The sequence below is a fragment of the Cellulomonas cellasea genome (assembly GCF_030372105.1).
GTDB classification, from domain to species: Bacteria; Actinomycetota; Actinomycetes; order Actinomycetales; family Cellulomonadaceae; genus Cellulomonas_A; species Cellulomonas_A cellasea_A.
Map to the genome: position 1 here is coordinate 1 of NZ_JAUDBQ010000018.1, position 21,744 is coordinate 21,744.

Consider the following 21,744-nt stretch of genomic DNA (forward strand, 5'->3'; position numbering starts at 1 on the left):
CGGCCACGCCGCGGCCCACCCCGACGCCGAGCCCGAGCGCGTCACCCACCACCTCGCCCACCACCACGCCCACGCCGACCCCGACGTCCGCCCCCTGGTCGCCGCCCGCTGGCATGTCGCAGGCCCTGGACCAGGTGTGGGCCCACCAGGAGCAGACCTACAACAACGGCGACCTCTACGCCTTCAAGAACTACGGCTGGGACCAGGTCATGGCCAACGGCGGCTACCTGAACATCTGCGTGCGCTGGGACTCCGACCAGCCGGTCAGCGCCACGCTGCGCGACCAGATCCACGCCAAGTACGCCGAGCAGTACGCGAAGTGGTTCGACACGCTGCGCGAGAACGGCCAGCGCTGGAACGGCTGGCCCTACGACCAGGTGAAGATCACGGTGGTGGGCTGGGCGGTGCGCGACCGCAGCCTGCTGCAGTGGACCGACAACAGCGTCGACATCTACGTCAACGACATCCGCGAGAACGCGCCGCAGTGCGCCGAGAGCCGCGGCCGGTTCTTCCACCAGGACGGCGTCTACCCCGGCGGCACGGAACGGCACTACGACCAGTCGCTGTGGCTGACCAAGGGCATGGGCGGCGGCGCCGGCGGCGACTGGGGCCAGCGCATGGGCAGCGAGTACTTCGTCGGCGCCCTGGGCAGCCCTGACGTGACGATCCTCCAGCACGAGATCGGGCACACCTTCGGCCTGGACGACTTCTACGACTGGACGCCCACCGGGCAGAACAGCTTCGTGATGCTGGCCGGGTCCTCGCCGCGGATCACGCAGTTCGACGCGTGGATGCTCCGCGACTGGTGGCGGCACCTGAAGCCGCGGTACGGGCTGTGAGGCCGGTGCGGACAGTGCGGCACACGACCTGCACGGGACCCGCACGCCCGGGGCGTCGACGGCGGCGCCCCGCGGCCTAGGGTGCCCGTGTGCACCACGCTCCGCGCCGCCGCACGGCGTTCCTCCTCCTCGTGCCAGTCGTCGTCGCGGTGGGCCTCGTCGTCACCGGCGCCGTCGGAGGCTTGGCGGGCGACCTGCTCGGCGGGGTGCTGTACGCGGCCCTCGTGTACGTCCTGCTCGGCGCGGTGCGGCCGGCGTGGCGGGTCCCGGTGCTGGCCGGGGTCGCGTTCGGCGTGTGCGCGGCCATCGAGCTGGCTCAGTTGACGGGCCTGCCCGCGCAGGTGGTGGGCGAGTTCTCCCTGGCCCGGTACGCGCTCGGCTCCACGTTCACGGCCCACGACCTGCCCGCCTACGCCGTGGGCGCGGTGCTGAGCGGCGCCATCGACCGGTGGGGCGCGACGCGGGCCGTCGCCAGCGGTACTTTGCGGACATGACGAAGACGTCGGGCGACGCGTCCACCACCGCGCAGCAGACCCGGGGGAAGAAGTCCGGCAAGAAGGCCAAGGGCGGGGCCGCGCGCCCGCCCAAGATCCCCAACGCCGTCTACGAGGCCGAGTTGTTCCGGCTGCAGGCCGAGCTGGTCAAGGTGCAGCTCTGGGCGCAGGCCACGGGGGCGCGCGTCGTGGTCGTCTTCGAGGGGCGGGACGCGGCCGGCAAGGGCGGCACCATCAAGCGCATCACCGAGTACCTCAGCCCCCGGGTCGCGCGGATCGCGGCGCTGCCCACGCCCACCGAGCGCGAGCGCACCCAGTGGTACTACCAGCGGTACATCGAGCACCTGCCCGCCGCCGGGGAGATCGTGCTGTTCGACAGGTCCTGGTACAACCGGGCGGGCGTCGAGCGGGTCATGGGGTTCTGCACCCCGCAGGAGTACGCGCAGTTCATGCGGCAGACGCCGATCTTCGAGCAGATGCTCGTCGAGGACGGCATCATGCTGCGCAAGTACTGGTTCTCCGTGTCGGACGACGAGCAGCTCCGGCGCTTCCGGTCCCGGCTCAGCGACCCCGTGCGGCAGTGGAAGCTCAGCCCGATGGACCTGGAGTCGATCCACCGCTGGGAGGACTACTCGCGGGCCAAGGACGAGATGCTGGTGCACACCGACGTGCCCGCGAGCCCCTGGTTCATCGTGGAGTCGGACATCAAGAAGCATGCCCGGCTCAACATGATCGCCCACCTGCTGTCCACCATCCCGTACACCGACGTGCCGCACGAGAAGGTGGTGCTGCCGGAGCGCCCCGCCGCGTCGAGCGGGTACGTGCGCCCGCCCCGCGAGCTGTCCACGTACGTCACCGACCACGTGGCCGAGCTCATGGGCGACCCCGAGCGGTACGCCTGACGCGTCGCCCGCCCGTCGACGTGCGAGCCAGATGGTGGCGCCCACGCCTCCCACCAGGCTCAATGGTCCGATGGAACTCACTTGGCGATGGTTCGGGCCTGCGGACCCGATTCAGCTGACTGACATCAGGCAGACGGGCGCGACGGGCATCGTCACGGCACTGCACGAGGCGCCGAACGGCGAGGTCTGGACCGTCGAGGCGATCTCGGAGCGCAAGCGGATCATCGAGGAGGCCGGCCTGACCTGGTCGGTCGTCGAGAGCATCCCGATCCACGAGGACATCAAGCGCGCGCAGCCGCTGCGCGACACGTGGATCGCCGCGTGCCAGCAGAGCCTGCGCAACCTCGCGACCTGCGGCATCGACATCGTCTGCTACAACTTCATGCCCGTCCTCGACTGGACGCGCACCGACCTGGCCTACCCGCTGCCCAGCGGCGGGTGGGCGCTGCGGTTCGACCAGGACGCGTTCGCCGCGTTCGACCTGTGCATCCTGCGCCGAGTCGGCGCCGAGGCCGACTACACGCCCGAGGAGATCGCCCGCGCGCAGGCCTACGCGGACGCGCTGACCCCCGAGGGGCGTGACCGCCTCGTCGACACCATCATCGCCGGGCTGCCCGGCTCCGAGGAGGGCTACACCCTCGAGTCCTTCCGCGCGATGCTGGACTCCTATGCCGGCATCGACGCCGACACGCTCCGCGAGAACCTCGGGTACTTCCTCCGCGCGATCATCCCGGTCGCCGAGGAGGTCGGCATCCGCATGGCGATCCACCCGGACGACCCGCCGCGCCCCATCCTCGGGCTCCCCCGTGTGGTCTCCACGCAGGCGGACGCGCAGTGGCTGCTCGACGCGGCGCCGTCGGTGGCCAACGGCCTGACGTTCTGCACCGGCTCCTACGGCGTGCGCGCCGACAACGACCTGGTGGCCATGGCCCGCCACTTCGCGCCGAAGATCTACTTCGCGCACCTGCGCTCCACGCAGCGCGAGGCGAACCCGCTGAGCTTCCATGAGGCCGAGCATCTGGGCGGCGACGTCGACATGGTCGGCGTCATCGCCGAGCTCGTGAGGGAGGAGCGCCGCCGCGAGGCCGAGGGCGGCCCCCGCCTGCCGCTGCGGCCCGACCACGGCCACCAGCTCCTCGACGACCAGAGGCGCCGCTCCAACCCCGGCTACTCGTTGATCGGGCGGCTCAAGGGCCTCGCCGAGCTGCGCGGCATCGAGTTGGCGGTGCGCCGGCTGATCGGCTGACCTCCTGACGCCAATCCTCCGCGGGCTGCGGGGCTGCGACCTGCCCGGTCAGTAGTCCCGCAGCTCGCGTCGGCTCGACCGGCGCTCGGAGGTGTCGAAGACCTGCGTCTCCGCCGCCCCCACGTCGCCGCCGGGCCGGTCGTCGTACAGCCGGGCGACCTGCGCCGGGTCGAGCACCTGCGTCTGGTCCACCGCCGCCCCTCCTCCGCTCCACGGGTCGGACGGCGGGGCGGTGGGGGTGCGCCGTGCGAGCAGGGGCGCCGCGCTGCCCTCCAGGAACGCCGGCAAGGGCTCGGGCTGCGGCGCCTGACGTGTCGGCAGCGGCGCCGCGGCCGACGGCATGGCGCTGCGCCGCTCAGGCAGGCGCGGCGCCTCGTGGTCGCGGGATGTGTCGGGCTGCCACGGGTCGACGGCGGGCGCCGGCTCCACGGCACGCTGCGGTTCCAGAGCACGCTGCGGCTCCACGGCACGCTGCGGCACGCTGGCGCGCTGCGGCTCTGCGGTGGGCTGCGGCTCCGCGGCCCGGGTCGGCGTCGCGATCGCGGCCGCCGTCTGCCGCCAGGCGCTCGACGTCGCCGCCCCGCTGCCGCCCGACCACGCCCCGGCCCGGCCGCCGCCCAGGCCCGACGCGGTCGCCTGGGCGCCGAGCAGCCAGCCCACGAGCTCCTCGCGCACATGCTCCCGGAGCTCGAGCAGCGTCGCGCCATCAACGGCGCTGGCCACCGCGCGCACCCGCACCTGGGAGCCCGCCAACGCTGCCACCTGCAGGCGCCCCACGCGCCCGTCCCACAGGCGGGTGCCGTCGAGGACGTGCTGCAGCGCGGCGCGCAGGCCGGCCAGGTCGACTCCGCCGTCGACGTCCAGCTCGACGGTCCCCACCACCGCGTCCCCGGCCCCCCGGGTGCGGTTCTCGACCCGCGAGGTGGCCGCGTGCGCGGTGGGCATAGCCACCCGGCGCCCGTCGGCAAGCCTCACCGTCACAGTGGTGAGCGTGACGGCCTCGACCACGCCCCAGTCGCCATCGACGACCAGCACGTCCCCGACGCGCACGGAGTCGGTGTAGGCGATGCGCACCCCGGCGACGACGTCGGCCAGGACCTCGCGGGCGGCCAGGCCCAGCACCACGGCGGCGACGGCCACCAGCGCGAGCAGCCCGACGCCGACCGGTCGCACGACCGGGAAGACGAGCAGCGCGGAGCCGACGCCGAGGCACCAGAACAGGGCCCGGGTGGCGCCGCGCAGCAGCGAGCGCACCCGGGTCTGCAGCGCGAGGGCGTGCGGGTCGGCGCCCTCCTCGTCCTGGTGGCGCGCGAGGGCGGCCCCGGCCTGGTGGTGGGCCATCGCCGCGTCCTCTAGCCGGAGCGCGACCGCGCCCAGCAGCCACGCGACCGCGAGGACCACCGCGATGAGCAGCGCTGTCTCCAGGGCGTGGATCGCGGGCGTGGTCTCGGTTGTCGCGCCGAGCACGATCCAGGCGGCGGCGGCGGCGAGCGCGGCCTTCAGCGGGCGGCGGCTGACCGCGATGACGGCGAGGGCGAGCGGCTGGCGGCGCGCGGCGCGATGGGCGAACGTGGCGACGAAGATCTCCGCGACGAAGGCCACGATGACGGCGATGAGGACGCTCAAGACGGGGGGCACGCGGACCAGGGTAGACACTCGCGCCCGATTAGTCCGAAGCGGGTTCTCGGGCGACGGCGCCGCACGCCTGGCCTGCGCCCGGTCCCATCGGCGCCACACCGGCTCCTCACGGCGCGCTCCCCGCTGGCTCACAGCATCGGCGCCTACCGTTCCACGCCGACCCCGATCCCATCGAGAGGCTGACGTGGATGCACGTGATCGAGCTGTTCGTGCTGGTCGCGGGGGCAGTGCTCCTCACTGCCCTCTGCCGCCAGCGCGCCTGGCCGGCGCCCTTGGTGCTGGTGGCCGCGGGGCTCGTCGTCTCGTTCATCCCCGGTGTCCCGCGGTTCGAGGTCGACCCTGAGCTGATCCTCGACTTCGTGCTCCCGCCGCTGCTGTTCTCCGCGGCGCTGACGACCTCGTACCAGGACTTCCGCCGCTCGTTGAACTCGATCACGCGACTGGGCGTCGGGCTGGTGCTGGTCTCCGCCCTCGCGGTCGCCGTCGTCGCGTGGCTGCTGGCCCCGTCCCTCCCGTTCGCCGCGGCGCTCGTGCTCGGCGCGGTGGTGGCGCCCCCGGACGCGGTCGCCGCGGCGGCGGTGGGCCGCCGGCTCGGGCTGCCGCGCCGGGTGATGACGTTGCTGACGGGCGAGAGCCTGATCAACGACGCCACGTCGCTGACCCTCTACAAGGTGGCATTGGCGGGGGTGGCGACGGGAGTGTGGTCGCTCAGCGAGGGCCTGCAGGTGTTCGCGGTGGCGGTGGTCGCCGGTGTCGGGGTGGGGCTCGCCCTGGGCTGGCTGCTGCACCAGTTGCGCCTGCGGCTCGACGACCCGGTGGTGGCGTCCGCCGTCGCGGTGCTCACCCCGTTCGCCGCGTACTGGGGCGCGGAGGCGATCGGCGGCTCGGGTGTGCTCGCCGTGGTCGCGGCGGGCCTCCTGCTGGCCGCCACCTCGCCCCGTGCGGGGTATGCGACGCGGCTGTACCAGGAGCCGGTGTGGTCGACTGTGGACCTGCTGCTCGAGGCGTTCACGTTCGCCCTGATCGGCATCCAGCTCAAGTGGCTCATCCTCGACGTGAACGCGTCGGACCAGGGGCTCGGACAGGCGGCCCTGCTCGCCGTCGCGGTCCTCGCGGTGGTGATCCTGGTGCGCCCGCTGTACGTGCTGGCGACCGCGTGGATGGACCGGGTGCGCATGCGCGGCAGCCACCGCACCGCCGACGACGCGTTGACCAGCAGGGAGTCCCTGGTCGTCTCCTGGGCGGGGATGCGGGGCGTGGTGACGCTCGCGGCCGCCGCAGCGATCCCCCTGACGATGTCGGGCGAGGCCTTCCCGGAGCGCGCGACGCTGCAGCTCGTCGCCTACGCCGTGGCGATCGGCACGTTGCTGCTGCAGGGGCTCACGCTGCCCTGGGTGATCCGCCGGCTGGGCGTCGGCGCCCAGGACGAGCGCAGGCGTGACGCGTTGCAGGAGGCCAAGGTGCGAGTGGCGCTCGCGGAGGCGGCGCAGTCGGTCATCGAGCGCCAGCGCCCCCAGATCGCGGCCCAGGTCGGCGAGCAGGCCGCCGAGGCGATCGTCTCCCGAGTCGTCGCCGCGCTGAGCGTGCGCGGGCAGGCGGCGGCCGCCCTGCTGGCGCCGGGCCGCGACGACGACGACAACCCCGACGCGAGGGCTCCCTGGCCCGTGCTGCGCCAGCAGTCGCTGCGCCGCGAGGTCATCGCCGCGCAGCGCGCTGTGCTGGTGGCCCAGCGCGACTCGGGGGACCTCGACGAGGTGGTGATGCAGCGGGTGCTGCGGGAGCTCGACCTCGAGGAGGAGCGGATGTCGTCCTCATGGGTGAACCGCATCTGACACCGCCATTCGGGTGAGCCCAGAGCGAACCCGGTGACGAATCGGGACCTTCGGCACAGGAGGATCCGTCCCATGACTTCTAATGTCGGTGACGAGGTCAACGGAGACTTCCCACACTCACCGCGACCCGAGGGAGACCTCCTGTGAGCACCACAGCCCGCACCGACACGTCGATTGACGGCGCCATCGACCAGCTCGTCGCCAACGCCGCCAAGGCCCTCGCCGAGTACTCGCGATTCACCCAGGAGGACATCGACCACCTGGTGAAGAAGGCGGCGGTCGCCGCCCTCGACCAGCACGGCGAGCTCGCCCGCCACGCTGTCGAGGAGACCGGGCGCGGGGTCTTCGAGGACAAGGCCGTGAAGAACATCTTCGCGTGCGAGCACGTCACGAACTCCATGCGCTCGCTCAAGACCGTCGGCGTCATCAGCCGCGACGAGCTGTCCGGCATCACCGAGATCGCCGAGCCCGTCGGCGTCGTCGCCGGCATCACGCCCGTCACCAACCCGACGTCCACCGCGATCTTCAAGGCGCTCATCGCGCTCAAGACGCGCAACCCGATCATCTTCGCGTTCCACCCGAGCGCGCAGGAGTCCTCGGTCGCCGCGGCCCGCGTGGTCCGTGACGCCGCCGTCGCGGCCGGCGCCCCCGAGCACTGCGTGCAGTGGGTCGAGAAGCCGTCGCTCGACGCGACCGGCAAGCTCATGAACCACCCGGGCGTCGCCCTGATCCTCGCGACCGGTGGCAACGCGATGGTCCGCGCCGCCTACTCGTGTGGCAAGCCGGCCCTCGGCGTCGGGGCCGGCAACGTCCCCGCCTACATCGAGAAGTCCGCGAAGCTCAAGCGCGCGGTCAACGACGTGGTGCTGTCCAAGGCCTTCGACAACGGGATGATCTGCGCCTCCGAGCAGGCGGTCATCCTCGACGAGGAGATCTACGACGAGGCGATGGCGGAGTTCGCGACGCTGCACGCGTACCGCGTCAACGCCAAGGAGAAGGCGCTCCTCGAGAAGTTCATCTTCGGGGTGCAGGCCCAGGGCAAGAACTGCGGCGAGGCCAAGCTCAACGCCTCCGTGGTGGGCCAGTCCCCCGCCTGGATCGCCGAGCGCGCGGGCTTCACCGTCCCCGCGGAGACGTCGATCATCCTGGCCGAGGTCAGCGGCGTCGGCCCGCAGGAGCCGCTCACCCGCGAGAAGCTGTGCCCCGTGCTGGCCGTGCTGCGCGCCGGGTCCACCGAGCAGGGCATCTCCTACGCCGAGCAGATGGTGGAGTTCGACGGGCTCGGCCACAGCGCCGCCATCCACACGCAGGACGAGGCGCTCACCGAGGTCTACGGCAGCCGCGTCAAGGCGGTGCGCGTGATCGCGAACGCGCCGTCGTCGCTGGGCGGCATCGGCGACATCTACAACGCCTTCATCCCGTCCCTGACCCTCGGCTGCGGCTCGTACGGCCACAACTCGGTCTCGAACAACGTCTCGGCGGTCAACCTGGTGAACATCAAGCGCATCGGCCGCCGCAACAACAACCTGCAGTGGTTCAAGGTCCCGGCCAAGACGTACTTCGAGCCGAACGCCATCCGCTACCTCGCGGACATGGCCGACGTCGAGCGCGTGACCATCGTGACCGACTCGACCATGACGACGCTCGGCTTCGTCGACCGCATCATCGAGGTCCTCAACCGCCGCCCCAACAAGGTCGCGCTGCAGATCATCGACCAGGTCGAGCCCGAGCCGAGCGTGCGCACCGTCCAGGCGGGCGCCGCGCAGATGCGCCACTTCCGGCCCGACACGATCATCGCGCTGGGCGGCGGCTCGCCGATGGACGCCGCCAAGGTCATGTGGCTGCTGTACGAGCACCCCGAGATCGTCTTCTCGGACCTCAAGCAGAAGTTCTTCGACGTCCGCAAGCGCGCGTTCAAGTTCCCCGTGCTGGGCGAGCTCGCCAAGCTCGTGTGCATTCCGACCACGTCGGGCACGGGCGCGGAGGTCACGCCGTTCGCTGTCATCTCCGACCCGGACGCCGGCAAGAAGTACCCGCTGGCGGACTACGCGCTCACGCCGACCGTCGCGATCATCGACCCGGTGCTGACCGCGAAGATGCCGCGCTCGCTGGCCGCCGACTCGGGCTTCGACGCCCTGACGCACGCGACTGAGGCGTACGTGAGCGTGTACGCGAACGACTTCACGGACGGCATGGCGCTGCAGGCCATCCGGCTCATCTTCGACAACCTGGCCGCGAGCGTGAACGGCGAGCCGGGCGCCCCGGAGACGGCCGACGCCCGCGAGAAGATGCACAACGCGGGCACCATCGCCGGCATGGCGTTCGGCAACGCGTTCCTGGGCATCGTCCACGCCATGGCGCACGTGGTGGGCTCCACCTACCACCTGGTCCACGGCCGCACGAACGCGACCCTGCTGCCGCACGTGATCCGCTACAACGGCACCATCCCGACCAAGCTCACGAGCTGGCCGAAGTACGAGCACTACGTGGCGCCCGAGCGGTTCCAGCAGATCGCCCAGGCGCTGGGCCTGCCGGCCGAGACCCCCGAGCAGGGCGTGGAGTCCTACGCGCTGGCCGTGGAGTCGCTGCGCTCGAAGGTGGGCATCCCGTCCTCGTTCCAGGCGCAGGGCGTCGACGAGCAGGAGTTCCTCGCCCGCCTCGACGAGGTCGCGATGGGCGCCTACGAGGACCAGTGCGCCCCGGCGAACCCGCGGATGCCGATGCTGGCCGACATGAAGGACATCATGACGGCGGCGTACTACGGCACCTCCGTGGAGGACGTCCGGAGCCGTCGCGAGGTCGCGGCCCCGAAGGCGGCGAAGGCGGCCGCCGAGGCGCCGGTGGCCGACGAGGCCACCGCCGATGAGGCACCGGCCGACGAGGCGCCTGCCCAGGCCTGACCGCCACGCCGCTGACCGGCTCGACCGGTCGCCTGCCAGCGCCCCGCCCGCGTGCCACACGCGGGCGGGGCGCTGTGCTGTGCGGCCCGCGCCCCGCCCGCGCGCCAGCGCTTTCCCAGGTCAGCGGGGCGCCCGGTTCCTCCGCTGTCGTCCCGGTCCTGTTCAGGCCACACTGGTGCGTCCGTCCCCCCTGTGAGGAGATCCCATGCGCGTCCCCCCTGGTGTCCCCCGCCTGCTCGCCGCCGCTTCTGCCACGGCCCTCGCGCTCGCCCTGGCGGGCTGCGCCGAGGCGTCGACGGCCATCGACGAGGCCCGCGACGGCGCCCAGACCGCCGTTGACGAGGCGAAGGGCGCCGTCGCCGAGATGCAGGCCGCCGTCGACTCCGCCCGCGACGGGCTCGCCCAGGCCCGCACCGCCGCCGAGGACGCCCGCGCCGAGCTCGAGCAGCTCGACGCGAGCGCCAGGACGTCCGCGCAGGACGCCGTGGCTCGTGCGAGCACCGCGATGGACGACGCGTCAGCCGCGCTCGACGAGGCGGCTGCTGAGGGCTCCACCACGGCGAAGCAGCAGCTCGCGGACGCCGAGACCGCCCTGGCCGACGCCCGCGCGGAGGTCGAGAAGGCCGCGGAGTCGGCCGACGGCAACGCCCGCGCCGCGCTGGACGAGCTGTCCGCGCGCGTCGACGAGCTCCGTCAGAAGGTCGAGCAGGCGAGCGCGCAGTAACTCAGCCTGGCTCCCCGCGCGGTCGGCTCCCTTGAGCCCGGCCCATGGCTGGGCGCGCGAATTCACTCTGTTGCGCGGACTTCCGTGCGGGTCGGATATTCACGGGAACCCCCTGGCCTGCCGATCAGAGGGCATGGGAGTCCCACGGACCGAGCGCGCGGCACGGCGGCGCCATGTCGAGTGGTGGGTGCTCAGCGCCTGGCTCTCGCTCGGCCTGCTCGTCCTCGCCGGGCTGACCGCCGCGGCGGGCGTGGGCATCTGACGCAGGGGCGCGCGACCGCGCCGGTTGCTCCCCGACGCGGCCGGGCGCCCGCGGCGCCGCCTCGGCTCAGGAGCCGTCGCGCAGGTCGCCGAGCCGGGCGCGGGTGAACCTGACCTGGTCGAAGACGACGGCGCATCCGTCGCCGGTGGGCGCCTGCGCCTCGAAGCCGAGCGTCAGCGCGCCAGCCGGGTCGTCGAGCGCGAAGAAGCGGATCAGGCGCCATGCCTCCCCGTCGAGGGACGCGTGGTAGGCGAAGGCCTGGTCGATCCGGGACACGCGCAGCCACACCGACCGGCCGTCCACCACGAACCCGTTCGCGTCGTCGGCCACCTCGCGGCACACCACGGAGACGACCATCGGCTCGCCGTCGGGCGAGTACTCGAAGCACAGCTTCGCCCAGTGCCGGTCGTCGATCCACAGCAGCAGGACGCCTGCGTCGAAGGTGGCGGCGAAGTCCACGCTGACGCGCGCGCTGAGCTGGAAGTCCCCGGCGGGCGGCGCGCCCAGGAGCGTCACGGCGTTCAGCATCGACTCCGCGTTCAGCGCGGACCCGGAGCCGGGGTCGACGAAGATGTCGCTGTGCGGCAGGGCGGCCACCCGCACCGTGCCGGTCGCGTCATCCACGGCCCAGGAGGAGCCGTCTCGGGGCGTGAGCGCGAAGGGGATGCCGGGGACGTGCTGCGCAGTGGTCATGAGGTGCTCCCAGGTGGGTGTCGGGGACCGCACGACGACGCCGCGCGGGTGGTTCCTAGGTGGTCCAGCCGCCCGCGCGGTAGGCCGGCGTGGCGAGCACGAGCACGAGCATCGCCACGGCAGCGGAGCCGACCATGACGATCGCCATCGCGAGGGTGTCCCCGCCGAGCACGCCCACCAGCGGGCTGACGGTGCCGGACACGCCGGCCTGCGTCGCTCCGATGAACGCCGCCGCGGTGCCCGCGATCGCCCCATGCCGGCCCAGGGCCAGCGCGGAGGCGTTGGGCGGGGTGAAGTTGACCAGCGCGAGCAGCATCCACAGCACCACGAGCAGCGCGGGCAGGCCGCCGGCGCCGGTGAGCGCGAGGACGAGCAGCAGCAGGGTCAGCCCGAGCGAGATCGGCAGCACGATCCGGATGATGCGGATCGGCGCGTACTTGCGCACGAGTGACGCGTTGACCTGGGCGCCGAGCACGAGCCCGGCGCCGTTGACGGCGAAGACGAGGGCGAACTGGTTCGCGCTGAGGCCGTAGCCCTCGCGCAGCACGAACGGCGAGCCGACGACGTAGCTCATGAGCACCGCGGCGCCGAGGCCCGGGAGCACCGCGAGCGCCACGAAGTGCCTGTCGCGCAGCAGCGTCGCGTACCCGGCGATCGCGGCCCGCAGCCCGCCGTCACGGCGCCGCTCGACGGGCAGCGACTCCGGCATCCGCCGCCAGACCACCACCCACAGCGCCGCCCCGAACACCGCCAGCGCGACGAACACCCCGCGCCAGCCGGCGAACCCGGCGATGAGGCCGCCGATGGTCGGGGCGAACAGGGGCGCCACGCCGATGACGAGCATGAGGCGGGACAGCAGCCGGGACGCGTCCGACCCGACGAAGCGGTCGCGGATGAGCGCCATCGCGACGACGGAGGCCGACGCGTTGAAGAACCCCTGGAGGACGCGCAGCGCGATGAGCGGCACGATGCCGGGCGCGATGGCGCACAGCAGGGAGGTGACCACGTGCAGCGCGACGCCGATGAGCACCGGGAGCCTGCGGCCGAGCCGGTCGGAGGCGGGGCCGATGACGAGCTGGCCCACGGCGCCGCCGAGCAGCATGCCGGTCATGGTGAGCTGGGCGCCGGTGGCGGTGGCGCCGAGGTCGCGTGCGACGTCGGGCAGCGACGGCAGGTAGATGTCGGTGGAGACGGCCGGCAGCGCGCACATCACGCCCAGCAGGAGCACGTACTTGGCGTTGGGGACGTAGGCGGGTGCGCCGGGCGCGCCTCCGGGCGTCGCGGGCGCGCCGGTGGGCTCAGGGGGCAGGGCAGGGGTGGAGCGGCTGGTCATCGTCGGCCATGTTCTCATCGACGGCCGACCTCATGCGAATCGATTCGACCGCTCGTGTCGGAGCCATCGGCCACACTGGGGGGATGTGTGGTCGATATGCCTCCTTCCGCCGGGTCCAGGCGCTGGAAGACGCGTTCCGCATCGCCGAGGTGGCCCAGGACGCGCGCCTGCTCCCCGAGTCCTGGAACGTCGCGCCCACCGACCCGGTGCGCATGGTCGTCGAGCGCGCGGACCGCGAGACCGGTGAGATCAACCGCCAGCTCCAGGCCGCGCGGTGGGGGCTCGTGCCGTCCTGGGCGAAGGACCCCTCGATCGGCAACCGGATGATCAACGCGCGCGCCGAGACCCTGCTGGACAAGGGCTCGTACCGCAAGGCCTTCGCGCAGCGCCGCGCGCTGCTGCCCGCCGACGGGTACTACGAGTGGAAGCGCCCGGGCCCGGGGGCGCTGACCAAGGCCAAGCAGCCGTTCTACATCCACCCCGCCGACGACGGGCCGCTCGCCCTCGCCGGGCTGTACGAGTTCTGGCGCGACCCCGCCAAGGCCGCCGACGACCCGAGCCGCTGGCTCGTGACCACCACAGTCATCACCACCGACGCCAGCGAGCCGCTCGCGCACATCCACGACCGGCAGCCGCTCATGCTGCGCCCCGAGGCCTGGGACGCCTGGCTCGACCCCGCCGTGGGCGCCGACGACGCGGCCGACCTGCTGCGGGCCCCCGCCCCGACGCTCGTCGCGACGGAGGTCTCCACGCGCGTCAACAAGGTCGGCAACAACGGGCCCGAGCTGATCGAGCCCGAGGAGCCGGCAGCCCCGGAGGCCTGACGCCGAGGCCTGGCGCCGAGCGTCAGGCGACGCGGAGCAGCACCGGCGCGATCGGCCCGATGCCGGCCAGGTCCCGCGTCGGCTGCTGCTCGGCCACGAACCGCGGGTCGGAGGCCAGCAGCGCGGCCGTGGAGCCGTCCGTGAGCACGGTGCTCGGCTCCGCGATGTCCGTGAGCCGCGCCGCGAGGTTCACCGACGGCCCGAACACGTCGCCGAACCGGGACAGCACCCGGCCCCACACGAACCCGACACGCACGGGCGTCACGCCGCGCGCCCCCTCGGCCAGCCCGCCGGCGCCCTTCTCGCGCTCGACGTCGAGGTCCCCGCCCAGTACCCGGGCCAGCCCCAGGGCCACCCGCGCGCCGGTCTGCACGTCGTCCGCGACGAACAGCACCGCGTCGCCGATGGTCTTCACCACCCGGCCGCCCGCGTTGGTGACGACGTCCCGCGCGACGGTCTCGAAGCGCTGCACGAACTCGCTGAGGTCGGTGGAGCCCAGGCCTGCCGTGCGGCGCGTGAAGGACACCATGTCGGCGAATCCGACGGCGCGGGCCAGGGGCAGCGCCGTCGGGTCGGGCCGCTCGTCGCGCTGGTGGGCGAACTCCGCGGACAGCCGCCCGGCGATCGCCGCGAGCTGGCGCCGCCAGGAGTGCACGAGCTGCGACTCGAGCAGCGGCGCGATGTCGGCGAGCTGGTCCAGCACGAGCAGCCGCGCCGAGATGTCGTCCAGCTCATGCCTGCGGGCCAAGTCCTCCACGAGTGCCTCGACCTGCCACAGCGCCAGGCGGTCGCTGGTGTGGCCCAGCGCGCGGGTCAGGGAGATCGCGGTGCGCCTGTCGACGCCGTGCTCGCGCTGCAGGTCGGCCCACCGGCCCACGGCGGCGGCGTCCTGCTGGGTGAAGACCACCTCGTCCGCCGAGGGGTGCGGCAGGCCCAGCGTCTGCCAGTACAGCCGCACCAGGTCCAGGTCGATGCCGACCTGCTCGGCGAGGTCGCGGAGCGTCAGCGTGCGCGGGCCGCCGAGGAGCTCGTCGTCCAGCTCGTCCAGCGTCGACGGACGCTCGGACTCAGCCCCCGCGTCGTGCTCGTCTCTCTCACCCGCCACGAGGTCGAGCGTAGATCACCCACCTGCCCGCACGTGACGCACGTCACCGGCCAGCACCTGGTGCTCCGTCCCCGCGGCGTCCACCACCACGAGCGCGCCCTCGTGGTCGAGCCGGCGCGCGACCCCCAGCAGCTCGCCGCCGCCGGGCAGCTCGACGCGCACCCGGTCGCCCAGCGTCGCGCACACCGCGGAGACCTCGTCGGCGATCCCCGACGCCTCCGCGTCGCCGCCGTGCGAGCGCCACCTGTCGAGCACATCCGCGAGCGAGGACACCAAGGCGACCAGCAGCAACTCGCGATCCTGCTCGCCGCCGCCCGCGACCCGCAGCGACGTCGCGCTCGGCACCACCAGCTCGTCGTCCGCCTGCGAGACGTTGATGCCGATGCCCACCACGACCACGTCGCCCTCGGGGGTGCGCACCAACTCGGTCAGCACCCCGCCGAGCTTGCGCAGCGTCCCCCAGCCCGGCACCTCGCTGCCGTCCGCCGCGTGCACCATCACGTCGTTCGGCCACTTGAGCGCCGCCGCCACCCCGGCGGTGGCGCGCAGCGCGTGCACGGCCCCGAGCCCGGCGACGAGCGGGATCCAGCCGTAGGTCTCCGGCGGCGTCGCGGGGCGGATCGCGAAGGAGGCGGTCAACGCGGCGCGCGGCGGGGTCTCCCAGGTGCGCCCGGCCCGGCCCCGGCCGTGCTCCTGGTGGTCGGCCACCAGGAGGCTCCCGCTGGGCCAGGCCGCGGGGTCGGCGCGCACCGCAGCCACCAGGTCGGTGTTGGTCGACCCGGTGCGCTCCACCACCTCCACCCGGCGCAGCGGGCCCGCGGGCTCCAGCAGCAGCTCGCGCAGGACGGAGGCGCGCAGCGGCCGGCGCTCGATCTGTTCAGCCATGAGGCCATCATCGCTCGCCGGGCAGCGGGCGCCCAGACCGTGCTTGTGGGAACCCGACGACACGACGCGCACATCCCCGTCAGCGGACTGCACGTGTCGGACGGGCTCGGACATCTAGTCTCGGTCGGGTGACGCAGACCGATCCGACCTCGCCTGGCGCATCGACCGACCAGGTCCCCGGCTCCACCGCCGCCCGCCTCGCCGACCTCGAGCAGCGCCGTCAGGCGGGTGACGACGCCGCGCTGGCCGCAGCGGAGAAGCAGCACGCGCGCGGCAAGAAGTCCGCCCGCGAGCGCGTCGAGTCGCTGCTGGACCCGGGCTCGTTCACCGAGATGGACGCGCTCGTGCGGCACCGCTCGACGAACTTCGGCCTGGACAAGAAGCGCATCGCCGGCGACGGCGTGGTGGTCGGCCACGGCACGATCGACGGCCGGCCTGTCGCCGTGTACTCGCAGGACTTCACGGTCTTCGGCGGCAGCCTCGGCGAGGTGCACGGGCAGAAGATCGCCAAGGTGATGGACCTGGCGCTGCGCACGGGGGTGCCGTTGATCGGCATCAGCGACGGCGGCGGCGCGCGCATCCAGGAGGGCGTCGCGGCCCTGACGCAGTTCGCGGAGATCTTCCGGCGCAACGTCGCCGCCTCGGGCGTCATCCCGCAGATCTCCCTGATCCTGGGCCCGAGCGCGGGCGGCGCGGTGTACTCCCCCGCGCTCACCGACTTCATCGTCATGGCGGACGGCACGTCCAACATGTTCATCACCGGCCCGGACGTGATCCGCGCGGTCACCGGCGAGGAGGTGGGCCTCGAGGAGCTCGGCGGCGCCACCACGCACAACACGCGCTCCGGGGTGGCCCACTACCTGGCCGCCGACGAGGACGACGCGCTGGACTACGTGCGCTCGCTGCTGTCCTACCTGCCGCAGAACAACCTCACCGACCCGCCGTCGTTCCCGCATGAGACGGAGGTGTCGGTCACCGAGGAGGACCTCGAGCTCGACACGCTCATCCCCGACTCCGACGCCCAGCCCTATGACATGCGCACAGTGATCGAGCATGTGCTGGACGACGGCGTGCTGCTCGAGGTGCAGCCGTTGTACGCGCAGAACGTGCTCATCGGCTTCGGCCACGTCGAGGGGCGCCCGGTGGGCGTGGTCGCCAACCAGCCGCTGTCGATGGCGGGCACCCTGGACATCAACGCCGCGGAGAAGGCCGCGCGGTTCGTGCGCACCTGCGACGCGTTCAACATCCCCGTCGTGACGTTCGTGGACGTGCCGGGGTTCATGCCCGGCGCCGACCAGGAGTGGAACGGCATCATCCGCCGCGGCGCGAAGCTCATCTACGCGTATGCCGAGGCCACGGTCCCGCTCGTGACCGTGATCACCCGCAAGGCGTACGGTGGCGCGTACATCGTCATGGGGTCCAAGCAGCTCGGCGCGGACGTGAACCTGGCGTGGCCGACGGCGCAGATCGCGGTCATGGGGGCGGGTGGCGCGGTGAACATCCTGCAGCGCGGCGCCCTCAAGGCGGTGGCGGACGCGGGCGGCGACGTGGAGGCGGAGCGCGCCCGGCTGACCCGCGAGTACGAGGAGGCGATCGTGAACCCGTGGGACGCCGCCGATCGCGGCTACGTGGACGCGGTGATCGCGCCCGCGCAGACCCGCAGCGAGATCACCAAGGCCCTGCGGCTGCTGCGCTCCAAGCGCGCGAGCCTGCCGCCCAAGAAGCATGGGAACATCCCCCTGTGAGCGGCAACGAGGGACATGAGCACGACCACCCGTCGCACGGCAGCGAACCGCTGACCGGCGTCGACCCGGCGGAGCTGCGGGCCGTGGTCGACGACCTGGGCGCCGCGCTGCGCGACTACGTGGACACGGCCGTGGGCGTGCGCGCGGAGTTCGGCGCGCATGAGGCGGACGAGGACCCGCGGATCCTCGCGCTCGAGTCGCGCGTCGCGGGCCTCAACGCCGCGTTGTACGACCTGCTGCACGAGCGCCTCGGGCTGCACTCCGACCTCACCGGCATGACGTGGGACGACGACGAGGAGCCGGCGCCGCACACCCGCACCGACACGTTCCACCTCGGCTTCGTGGTGGGCCCCCCGCAGGGCACCAGCGACCTGTCGATGGACTCGGTGCTGGGCATCGTCGACGACGCGGGCGAGGAGATCGCCCAGCGCCTGATCGGCAGCGGCTTCGACGTCAGCGAATGGGGCACCTCGCGCGGCGTGCCGGTGGTCTTCGACCTGGACGAGGACGACGAGGGCGACGGCGCGTGAGCACTGCCCTGCCCAACGGGCCGACCTCCGTGCTGCCCGGCGCCCCGATCGTGCCGGCGGCGCCGCATGTGCACGTGGTGCGCGGCGAGCCGGACGAGGCCGAGCTCGCGGCCCTGGTCGCGGGGCTCGCCGCCGCGCGGTCGCAGGACGCCCACGAGTCGCATCCCGGCGACGACGGGCTCCCCGTGTCCGCCTGGGCCGATCGCTCCCGCACCCTGCGCGGCGCGGGACGGGCGCCCGCCCCGGGCCCCGACGGCTGGCGCTGGAGCCTGCACCCCTGAGCTGGGCCGCTGGTCTGGGCCAGTCGCGCGATATGGTGCCGCGGTGACCATGACCTCCTCGCTCAACGGACAGCAGGGTCATCGCGACCCGTCTCCCATCGACGCCATCGCGGACAAGCACGTCGCCCTCGGCGCCCAGCTCGACCCGCTCAGCGCCACCTCGATGGGCATCTCGGGCCACGACCACGAGATGACGGACCTGTCCCCCGCGGGCCACGACGCCCGCGCGGAGGCCGCCCGGGCCACGCTGGTCGCGCTCGACGCGCACGCCCCGTCGGACGCCGTGGACGAGGTGACCGTCGCCGCGATGCGCGAGCGCCTGGGCCTCGAGCTCGAGCTGCACGACGCCGGCGAGCTCCTCGCCGACCTGAACAACATCGCGTCCCCCGTGCAGGGGCTGCGCGACGTGTTCGACCTGATGCCGACGGGCGACCCGGAGGCCTGGGAGAACATCGCCGCGCGCCTCAACGCCCTGCCCGGCGCCATCGACGGCTACGTCGAGTCGCTGCGCGAGGCGGCGGGCCGCGGGCGGGTCGCCGCGGTGCGCCAGGTGCGCGAGGCCGTCGCGCAGGCCGCCGAGCTCGCCGACCCGTCCACGTCCTTCTTCACGGGCTTCGTCCAGGGCGCCGCCGTGGACGCGGCCCTCGACGGCTCGGCCGCGTGCCAGGCCATCCGCGGCGAGCTCGAGCTCGGCGCGCAGGCCGCCCGCCAGGCCTACGCCACCCTCACGTCCTTCCTCGCCGACGAGCTCGCGCCGCAGGCCCCCGAGGCCGACGCGGCGGGCCGCGAGCGCTACTCGATGTGGTCGCGCTACTTCCTGGGCTCCACCGTGGACCTCGAGGAGACCTACCAGTGGGGGCTCGAGGAGCTCGCCCGCGTGGTCGACGAGCAGGAGCGCGTCGCCGCGCAGATCGCGGGCCCCGGGGCCACCGTCGAGCAGGCCGTGGCCGTCCTCGACGCCGACCCCGCGCGGCGGCTCAACGGCACGCAGGCGCTGCAGGCCTGGATGCAGGAGACGTCCGACGCGGCCATCGCGGCCCTCGACGGCGTGCACTTCGACATCCCGGGGCCGGTGCGCACCCTCGAGTGCATGATCGCCCCCACCCAGAACGGCGGCATCTACTACACCGGCCCCAGCGACGACTTCACGCGCCCGGGCCGCATGTGGTGGTCCGTGCCGCCCGAGGTCACCACCTTCAACACGTGGCGTGAGAAGACCACCGTCTTCCACGAGGGCGTCCCGGGCCACCACCTGCAGGTCGGCCAGGCCGTGCACCAGCGCGCGACGCTGAACTCGTGGCGCCGGCTGAGCTGCTGGGTCTCGGGCCACGGCGAGGGCTGGGCGCTGTACGCCGAGCGCCTCATGGCCGACCTCGGCTTCCTGGACGACCCGGGCGACCGCCTCGGCATGCTCGACGGCCAGCGCATGCGCGCCGCCCGCGTCGTGCTCGACATCGGCGTGCACCTGGGCCTGCGGGCGCCCGAGCGCTGGGGCGGCGGCACGTGGGACGCCGACAAGGCGTGGGAGTTCCTCAAGGCCAACGTCAACATGCCCGAGCAGTTCGTGCGCTTCGAGCTCAACCGCTACCTGGGCTGGCCGGGCCAGGCGCCGTCGTACAAGATCGGCCAGCGGCTCTGGGAGCAGGCCCGCGACGACTCCGCGAAGGCGGCCACCGGGCGCGGCGAGGTCTTCGACCTGCGCGAGTTCCACGCCCGCGCGCTGGGCCTGGGGGCGCTGCCGCTCGACGTGCTGCGCTCCGCCCTGGTCTGACACTTCCCGGCACACACAGCAGCGCCCGGCCCCGCACAGGGACCGGGCGCTGCTGTCATGCGGGCCGGGGAGGGCGGCCCGTCAGGCGAACACGGCGGCGCCGTACTTCAGCAGCACCAGGGCCACCAGGACCACCAGCCAGGCGGCGACGACGATCACGTCGTTGTCGCTGTCCACGAACTCCCGGGCGCTGCGCTGCAAGCGCGGGGGCAGGAAGAGGTTGTTCTCCCGGATGTTGTAGTGCGTCAACGTGGAGAACACGAGCGTGGTCGACAACGTCACCAGCAGGCACCACGGGCACAGCGAGCCGATCACCATCATCGACTGCTGGAACAGCCAGTACGCGAACACCAGGCCGATCGTGTAGACGATCTGCGCCGAGAACATGAACCAGCGCGGGAACCGCACGCCGCCGAGGCCGGCCACGGCGATGGTGATCACCACGGACTCGGCGATGAGCCCGAGGAACGCGTTGGGGAACCCGAGCAGGCTGGCCTGCCAGGACAGCCCGACCGCCCCGCAGCTCACCACCGAGTTGATGTCGCAGGACAGCTCCGCGCCCGGATCGGCGGCCAGGGCGATCGCGTCGACGGACAGCACGAACGAGGCCGTCAGGCTGATGAGCGCGGAGAACAGCATCGTCCCGAAGATCCAGCCACGGGAGTGGCGCAGTGCGCGCAGCCGGTTCACCGGCCGCGCGTCGGCCTCCATCAGGTCGCTCATGTCGTCGAGGTCCTCGGGGTCGGGGCGGGATGGCACGGCTCTCTCCGATGATTGTGGTGTTCCGGCGGCCAGAACGGGGACGTACGTCCCCATCTCGACCGCGGGCCGGCCCCCAGACGATAACGATCGGGGCCCGCGTTCCACCATGACCCCGCGACGGCGGTGGGCGCAGGCTGGGCGGCTAGGCTCCCAGGCCGTGACCCGACTGCTGCTCGCCTCCGCCTCCCCCGCCCGTCTCGCGACCCTGACCGCCGCCGGGATCGACCCGGTCGTCCGCGTCTCAGCGGTTGACGAGCACGCGGTGCTCGAGGCGGCGCGTGAGCGGTTCGGCGACTTGGAGCCCGTGGACGCGGTGCTCCTGCTCGCGCAGGCCAAGGCGGAGGACGTCGCCCGGGCGCTCGCCGCCGAGGACGACGCCGACGACGCCGCGCAGGGCGGCCTGCTCGTGCTGGGCTGCGACTCGCTGCTCGAGCTCGACGGCGAGGTGCTGGGCAAGCCGCGCGACGCGCAGGACGCCGTCGAGCGGTGGCGGTCGATGCGCGGGCGCACGGGCGAGCTGCACACGGGCCACTGGCTGATCGACGAGCGCACCCCGCAGGCCGAGGGCGGGGACGGCACGGGCGGGACGCTCGGGGCGGTGTCCTCGACCACCGTGCGCTTCGCGGACCTGTCGGACGCCGAGATCGACCAGTACGTCGCCACCGGGGAGCCGCTCGCGGTGGCCGGCGCCTTCACCCTCGACGGCTTGGGCGGCGCCTTCGTCACCGGTGTGGAGGGCGACCACCACGGGGTGGTGGGCCTGAGCCTGCCGCTGCTGCGCGAGCTGCTCGCCGAGGTCGGCGTGAGCATCCCGTCGCTGTGGCGGGCGGGCACGATCCCGGCCTGAGCCACCGCGGGCCTGTCCGCGCCGGGCATTTGTCAGCATCTGACAAGCCGCACCCGACGGAGCGGACACCGCGCCCATGTCCTCGTGGGATCCCTACAACTGCCCCCTGGCCTGGCTGGGCAGTTCCCCAA

20 protein-coding genes are annotated in these 21,744 nt (G+C 73.1%); 14 read left to right on the forward strand and 6 right to left on the reverse strand.

Translation table 11 applies throughout. The features are described 5' to 3' along the window. Nucleotides 1-113: 113 nt before the first annotated feature. From QUV83_RS15355 to uxuA, 4 genes are all read left to right on the forward strand, one after another. Nucleotides 114-839, forward strand: coding sequence for a hypothetical protein (locus QUV83_RS15355; protein WP_289565799.1), 726 nt, complete (start codon nt 114-116; stop codon nt 837-839). Nucleotides 840-928: 89 nt separating this feature from the next. After that, nucleotides 929-1,333: a DUF2809 domain-containing protein gene (locus QUV83_RS15360; RefSeq protein WP_289565800.1), complete on the forward strand. Its 405-nt coding sequence runs from the start codon at nt 929-931 to the stop codon at nt 1,331-1,333. Next, complete coding sequence (ppk2, locus tag QUV83_RS15365) at nt 1,330-2,235, forward strand: polyphosphate kinase 2 (RefSeq protein WP_289565801.1); 906 nt, start codon at nt 1,330-1,332, stop codon at nt 2,233-2,235. The genes QUV83_RS15360 and ppk2 overlap by 4 nt, the downstream gene beginning before the upstream one ends. A gap of 70 nt (nt 2,236-2,305) precedes the next feature. Next, nucleotides 2,306-3,481, forward strand: coding sequence for a mannonate dehydratase (gene uxuA, locus QUV83_RS15370; RefSeq protein ID WP_289565802.1), 1,176 nt, complete (start codon nt 2,306-2,308; stop codon nt 3,479-3,481). Between the two features lie 48 nt (nt 3,482-3,529). On the opposite strand, the gene QUV83_RS15375 is transcribed toward uxuA, so the two are convergent. Beyond that, the gene (locus QUV83_RS15375) at nt 3,530-5,119 is read right to left on the reverse strand and encodes a mechanosensitive ion channel family protein (protein ID WP_289565803.1); all 1,590 of its coding nucleotides are present in this window, start codon (nt 5,117-5,119) and stop codon (nt 3,530-3,532) included. Nucleotides 5,120-5,307: 188 nt separating this feature from the next. On the opposite strand from QUV83_RS15375, the gene QUV83_RS15380 reads away from it, so the two are divergent. From QUV83_RS15380 to QUV83_RS15395, 4 genes are all read left to right on the forward strand, one after another. After that, the gene (locus QUV83_RS15380) at nt 5,308-6,951 is read left to right on the forward strand and encodes a Na+/H+ antiporter (protein WP_289565804.1); all 1,644 of its coding nucleotides are present in this window, start codon (nt 5,308-5,310) and stop codon (nt 6,949-6,951) included. A 143-nt stretch (nt 6,952-7,094) separates the two neighbouring features. Beyond that, nucleotides 7,095-9,851, forward strand: coding sequence for a bifunctional acetaldehyde-CoA/alcohol dehydrogenase (gene adhE, locus QUV83_RS15385; protein ID WP_436231932.1), 2,757 nt, complete (start codon nt 7,095-7,097; stop codon nt 9,849-9,851). Nucleotides 9,852-10,056: 205 nt separating this feature from the next. Continuing rightward, nucleotides 10,057-10,575 (forward strand): hypothetical protein, encoded by a 519-nt coding sequence (locus QUV83_RS15390; RefSeq protein ID WP_289565805.1) that lies wholly within the window; start codon nt 10,057-10,059, stop codon nt 10,573-10,575. Nucleotides 10,576-10,708: 133 nt separating this feature from the next. Then, nucleotides 10,709-10,837 carry a molybdopterin oxidoreductase gene (locus QUV83_RS15395; RefSeq protein ID WP_289565806.1) on the forward strand — a complete coding sequence of 43 codons (129 nt, stop codon included), beginning with the start codon at nt 10,709-10,711 and terminating at the stop codon, nt 10,835-10,837. A 66-nt stretch (nt 10,838-10,903) separates the two neighbouring features. Here QUV83_RS15395 and QUV83_RS15400 read toward each other — a convergent pair whose 3' ends face one another. Continuing rightward, entirely contained in the window at nt 10,904-11,530 is a 627-nt protein-coding gene (locus tag QUV83_RS15400; RefSeq protein WP_289565807.1) for a DUF1349 domain-containing protein, read from the reverse strand. Nucleotides 11,531-11,585: 55 nt separating this feature from the next. Continuing rightward, the gene (locus QUV83_RS15405; protein WP_289565808.1) at nt 11,586-12,863 is read right to left on the reverse strand and encodes a multidrug effflux MFS transporter; all 1,278 of its coding nucleotides are present in this window, start codon (nt 12,861-12,863) and stop codon (nt 11,586-11,588) included. Nucleotides 12,864-12,946: 83 nt separating this feature from the next. On the opposite strand from QUV83_RS15405, the gene QUV83_RS15410 reads away from it, so the two are divergent. Next, the gene (locus QUV83_RS15410; RefSeq protein WP_289565809.1) at nt 12,947-13,687 is read left to right on the forward strand and encodes an SOS response-associated peptidase; all 741 of its coding nucleotides are present in this window, start codon (nt 12,947-12,949) and stop codon (nt 13,685-13,687) included. A gap of 22 nt (nt 13,688-13,709) precedes the next feature. On the opposite strand, the gene QUV83_RS15415 is transcribed toward QUV83_RS15410, so the two are convergent. Continuing rightward, nucleotides 13,710-14,792 carry an adenylate/guanylate cyclase domain-containing protein gene (locus QUV83_RS15415; RefSeq protein WP_289565810.1) on the reverse strand — a complete coding sequence of 361 codons (1,083 nt, stop codon included), beginning with the start codon at nt 14,790-14,792 and terminating at the stop codon, nt 13,710-13,712. A gap of 15 nt (nt 14,793-14,807) precedes the next feature. Further along, on the reverse strand, nt 14,808-15,677 hold the full coding sequence (locus QUV83_RS15420; RefSeq protein ID WP_289565811.1) for a biotin--[acetyl-CoA-carboxylase] ligase: 870 nt from the start codon (nt 15,675-15,677) through the stop codon (nt 14,808-14,810). 128 nt (nt 15,678-15,805) lie between these two features. On the opposite strand from QUV83_RS15420, the gene QUV83_RS15425 reads away from it, so the two are divergent. From QUV83_RS15425 to QUV83_RS15440, 4 genes are read left to right on the forward strand one after another with little or no spacing between them, the layout of a single operon-like run. Further along, nucleotides 15,806-17,422 (forward strand): acyl-CoA carboxylase subunit beta, encoded by a 1,617-nt coding sequence (locus QUV83_RS15425; protein WP_289565812.1) that lies wholly within the window; start codon nt 15,806-15,808, stop codon nt 17,420-17,422. Continuing rightward, entirely contained in the window at nt 17,419-17,952 is a 534-nt protein-coding gene (locus QUV83_RS15430; protein WP_289565813.1) for a hypothetical protein, read from the forward strand. The genes QUV83_RS15425 and QUV83_RS15430 overlap by 4 nt, the downstream gene beginning before the upstream one ends. Further along, nucleotides 17,949-18,233 (forward strand): acyl-CoA carboxylase epsilon subunit, encoded by a 285-nt coding sequence (locus QUV83_RS15435; protein WP_289565814.1) that lies wholly within the window; start codon nt 17,949-17,951, stop codon nt 18,231-18,233. Before QUV83_RS15430 ends, QUV83_RS15435 begins: the two co-directional genes overlap by 4 nt. 49 nt (nt 18,234-18,282) lie before the next feature. Continuing rightward, on the forward strand, nt 18,283-20,004 hold the full coding sequence (locus QUV83_RS15440) for a DUF885 domain-containing protein (protein WP_289565853.1): 1,722 nt from the start codon (nt 18,283-18,285) through the stop codon (nt 20,002-20,004). A gap of 81 nt (nt 20,005-20,085) precedes the next feature. Here QUV83_RS15440 and QUV83_RS15445 read toward each other — a convergent pair whose 3' ends face one another. After that, nucleotides 20,086-20,763, reverse strand: coding sequence for a vitamin K epoxide reductase family protein (locus QUV83_RS15445; RefSeq protein ID WP_289565815.1), 678 nt, complete (start codon nt 20,761-20,763; stop codon nt 20,086-20,088). A 160-nt stretch (nt 20,764-20,923) separates the two neighbouring features. Here QUV83_RS15445 and QUV83_RS15450 point away from each other — a divergent pair, with 160 nt between their 5' ends. Continuing rightward, nucleotides 20,924-21,613: a Maf family protein gene (locus QUV83_RS15450; protein ID WP_289565816.1), complete on the forward strand. Its 690-nt coding sequence runs from the start codon at nt 20,924-20,926 to the stop codon at nt 21,611-21,613. The last annotated feature ends 131 nt before the right edge of the window (nt 21,614-21,744 follow it).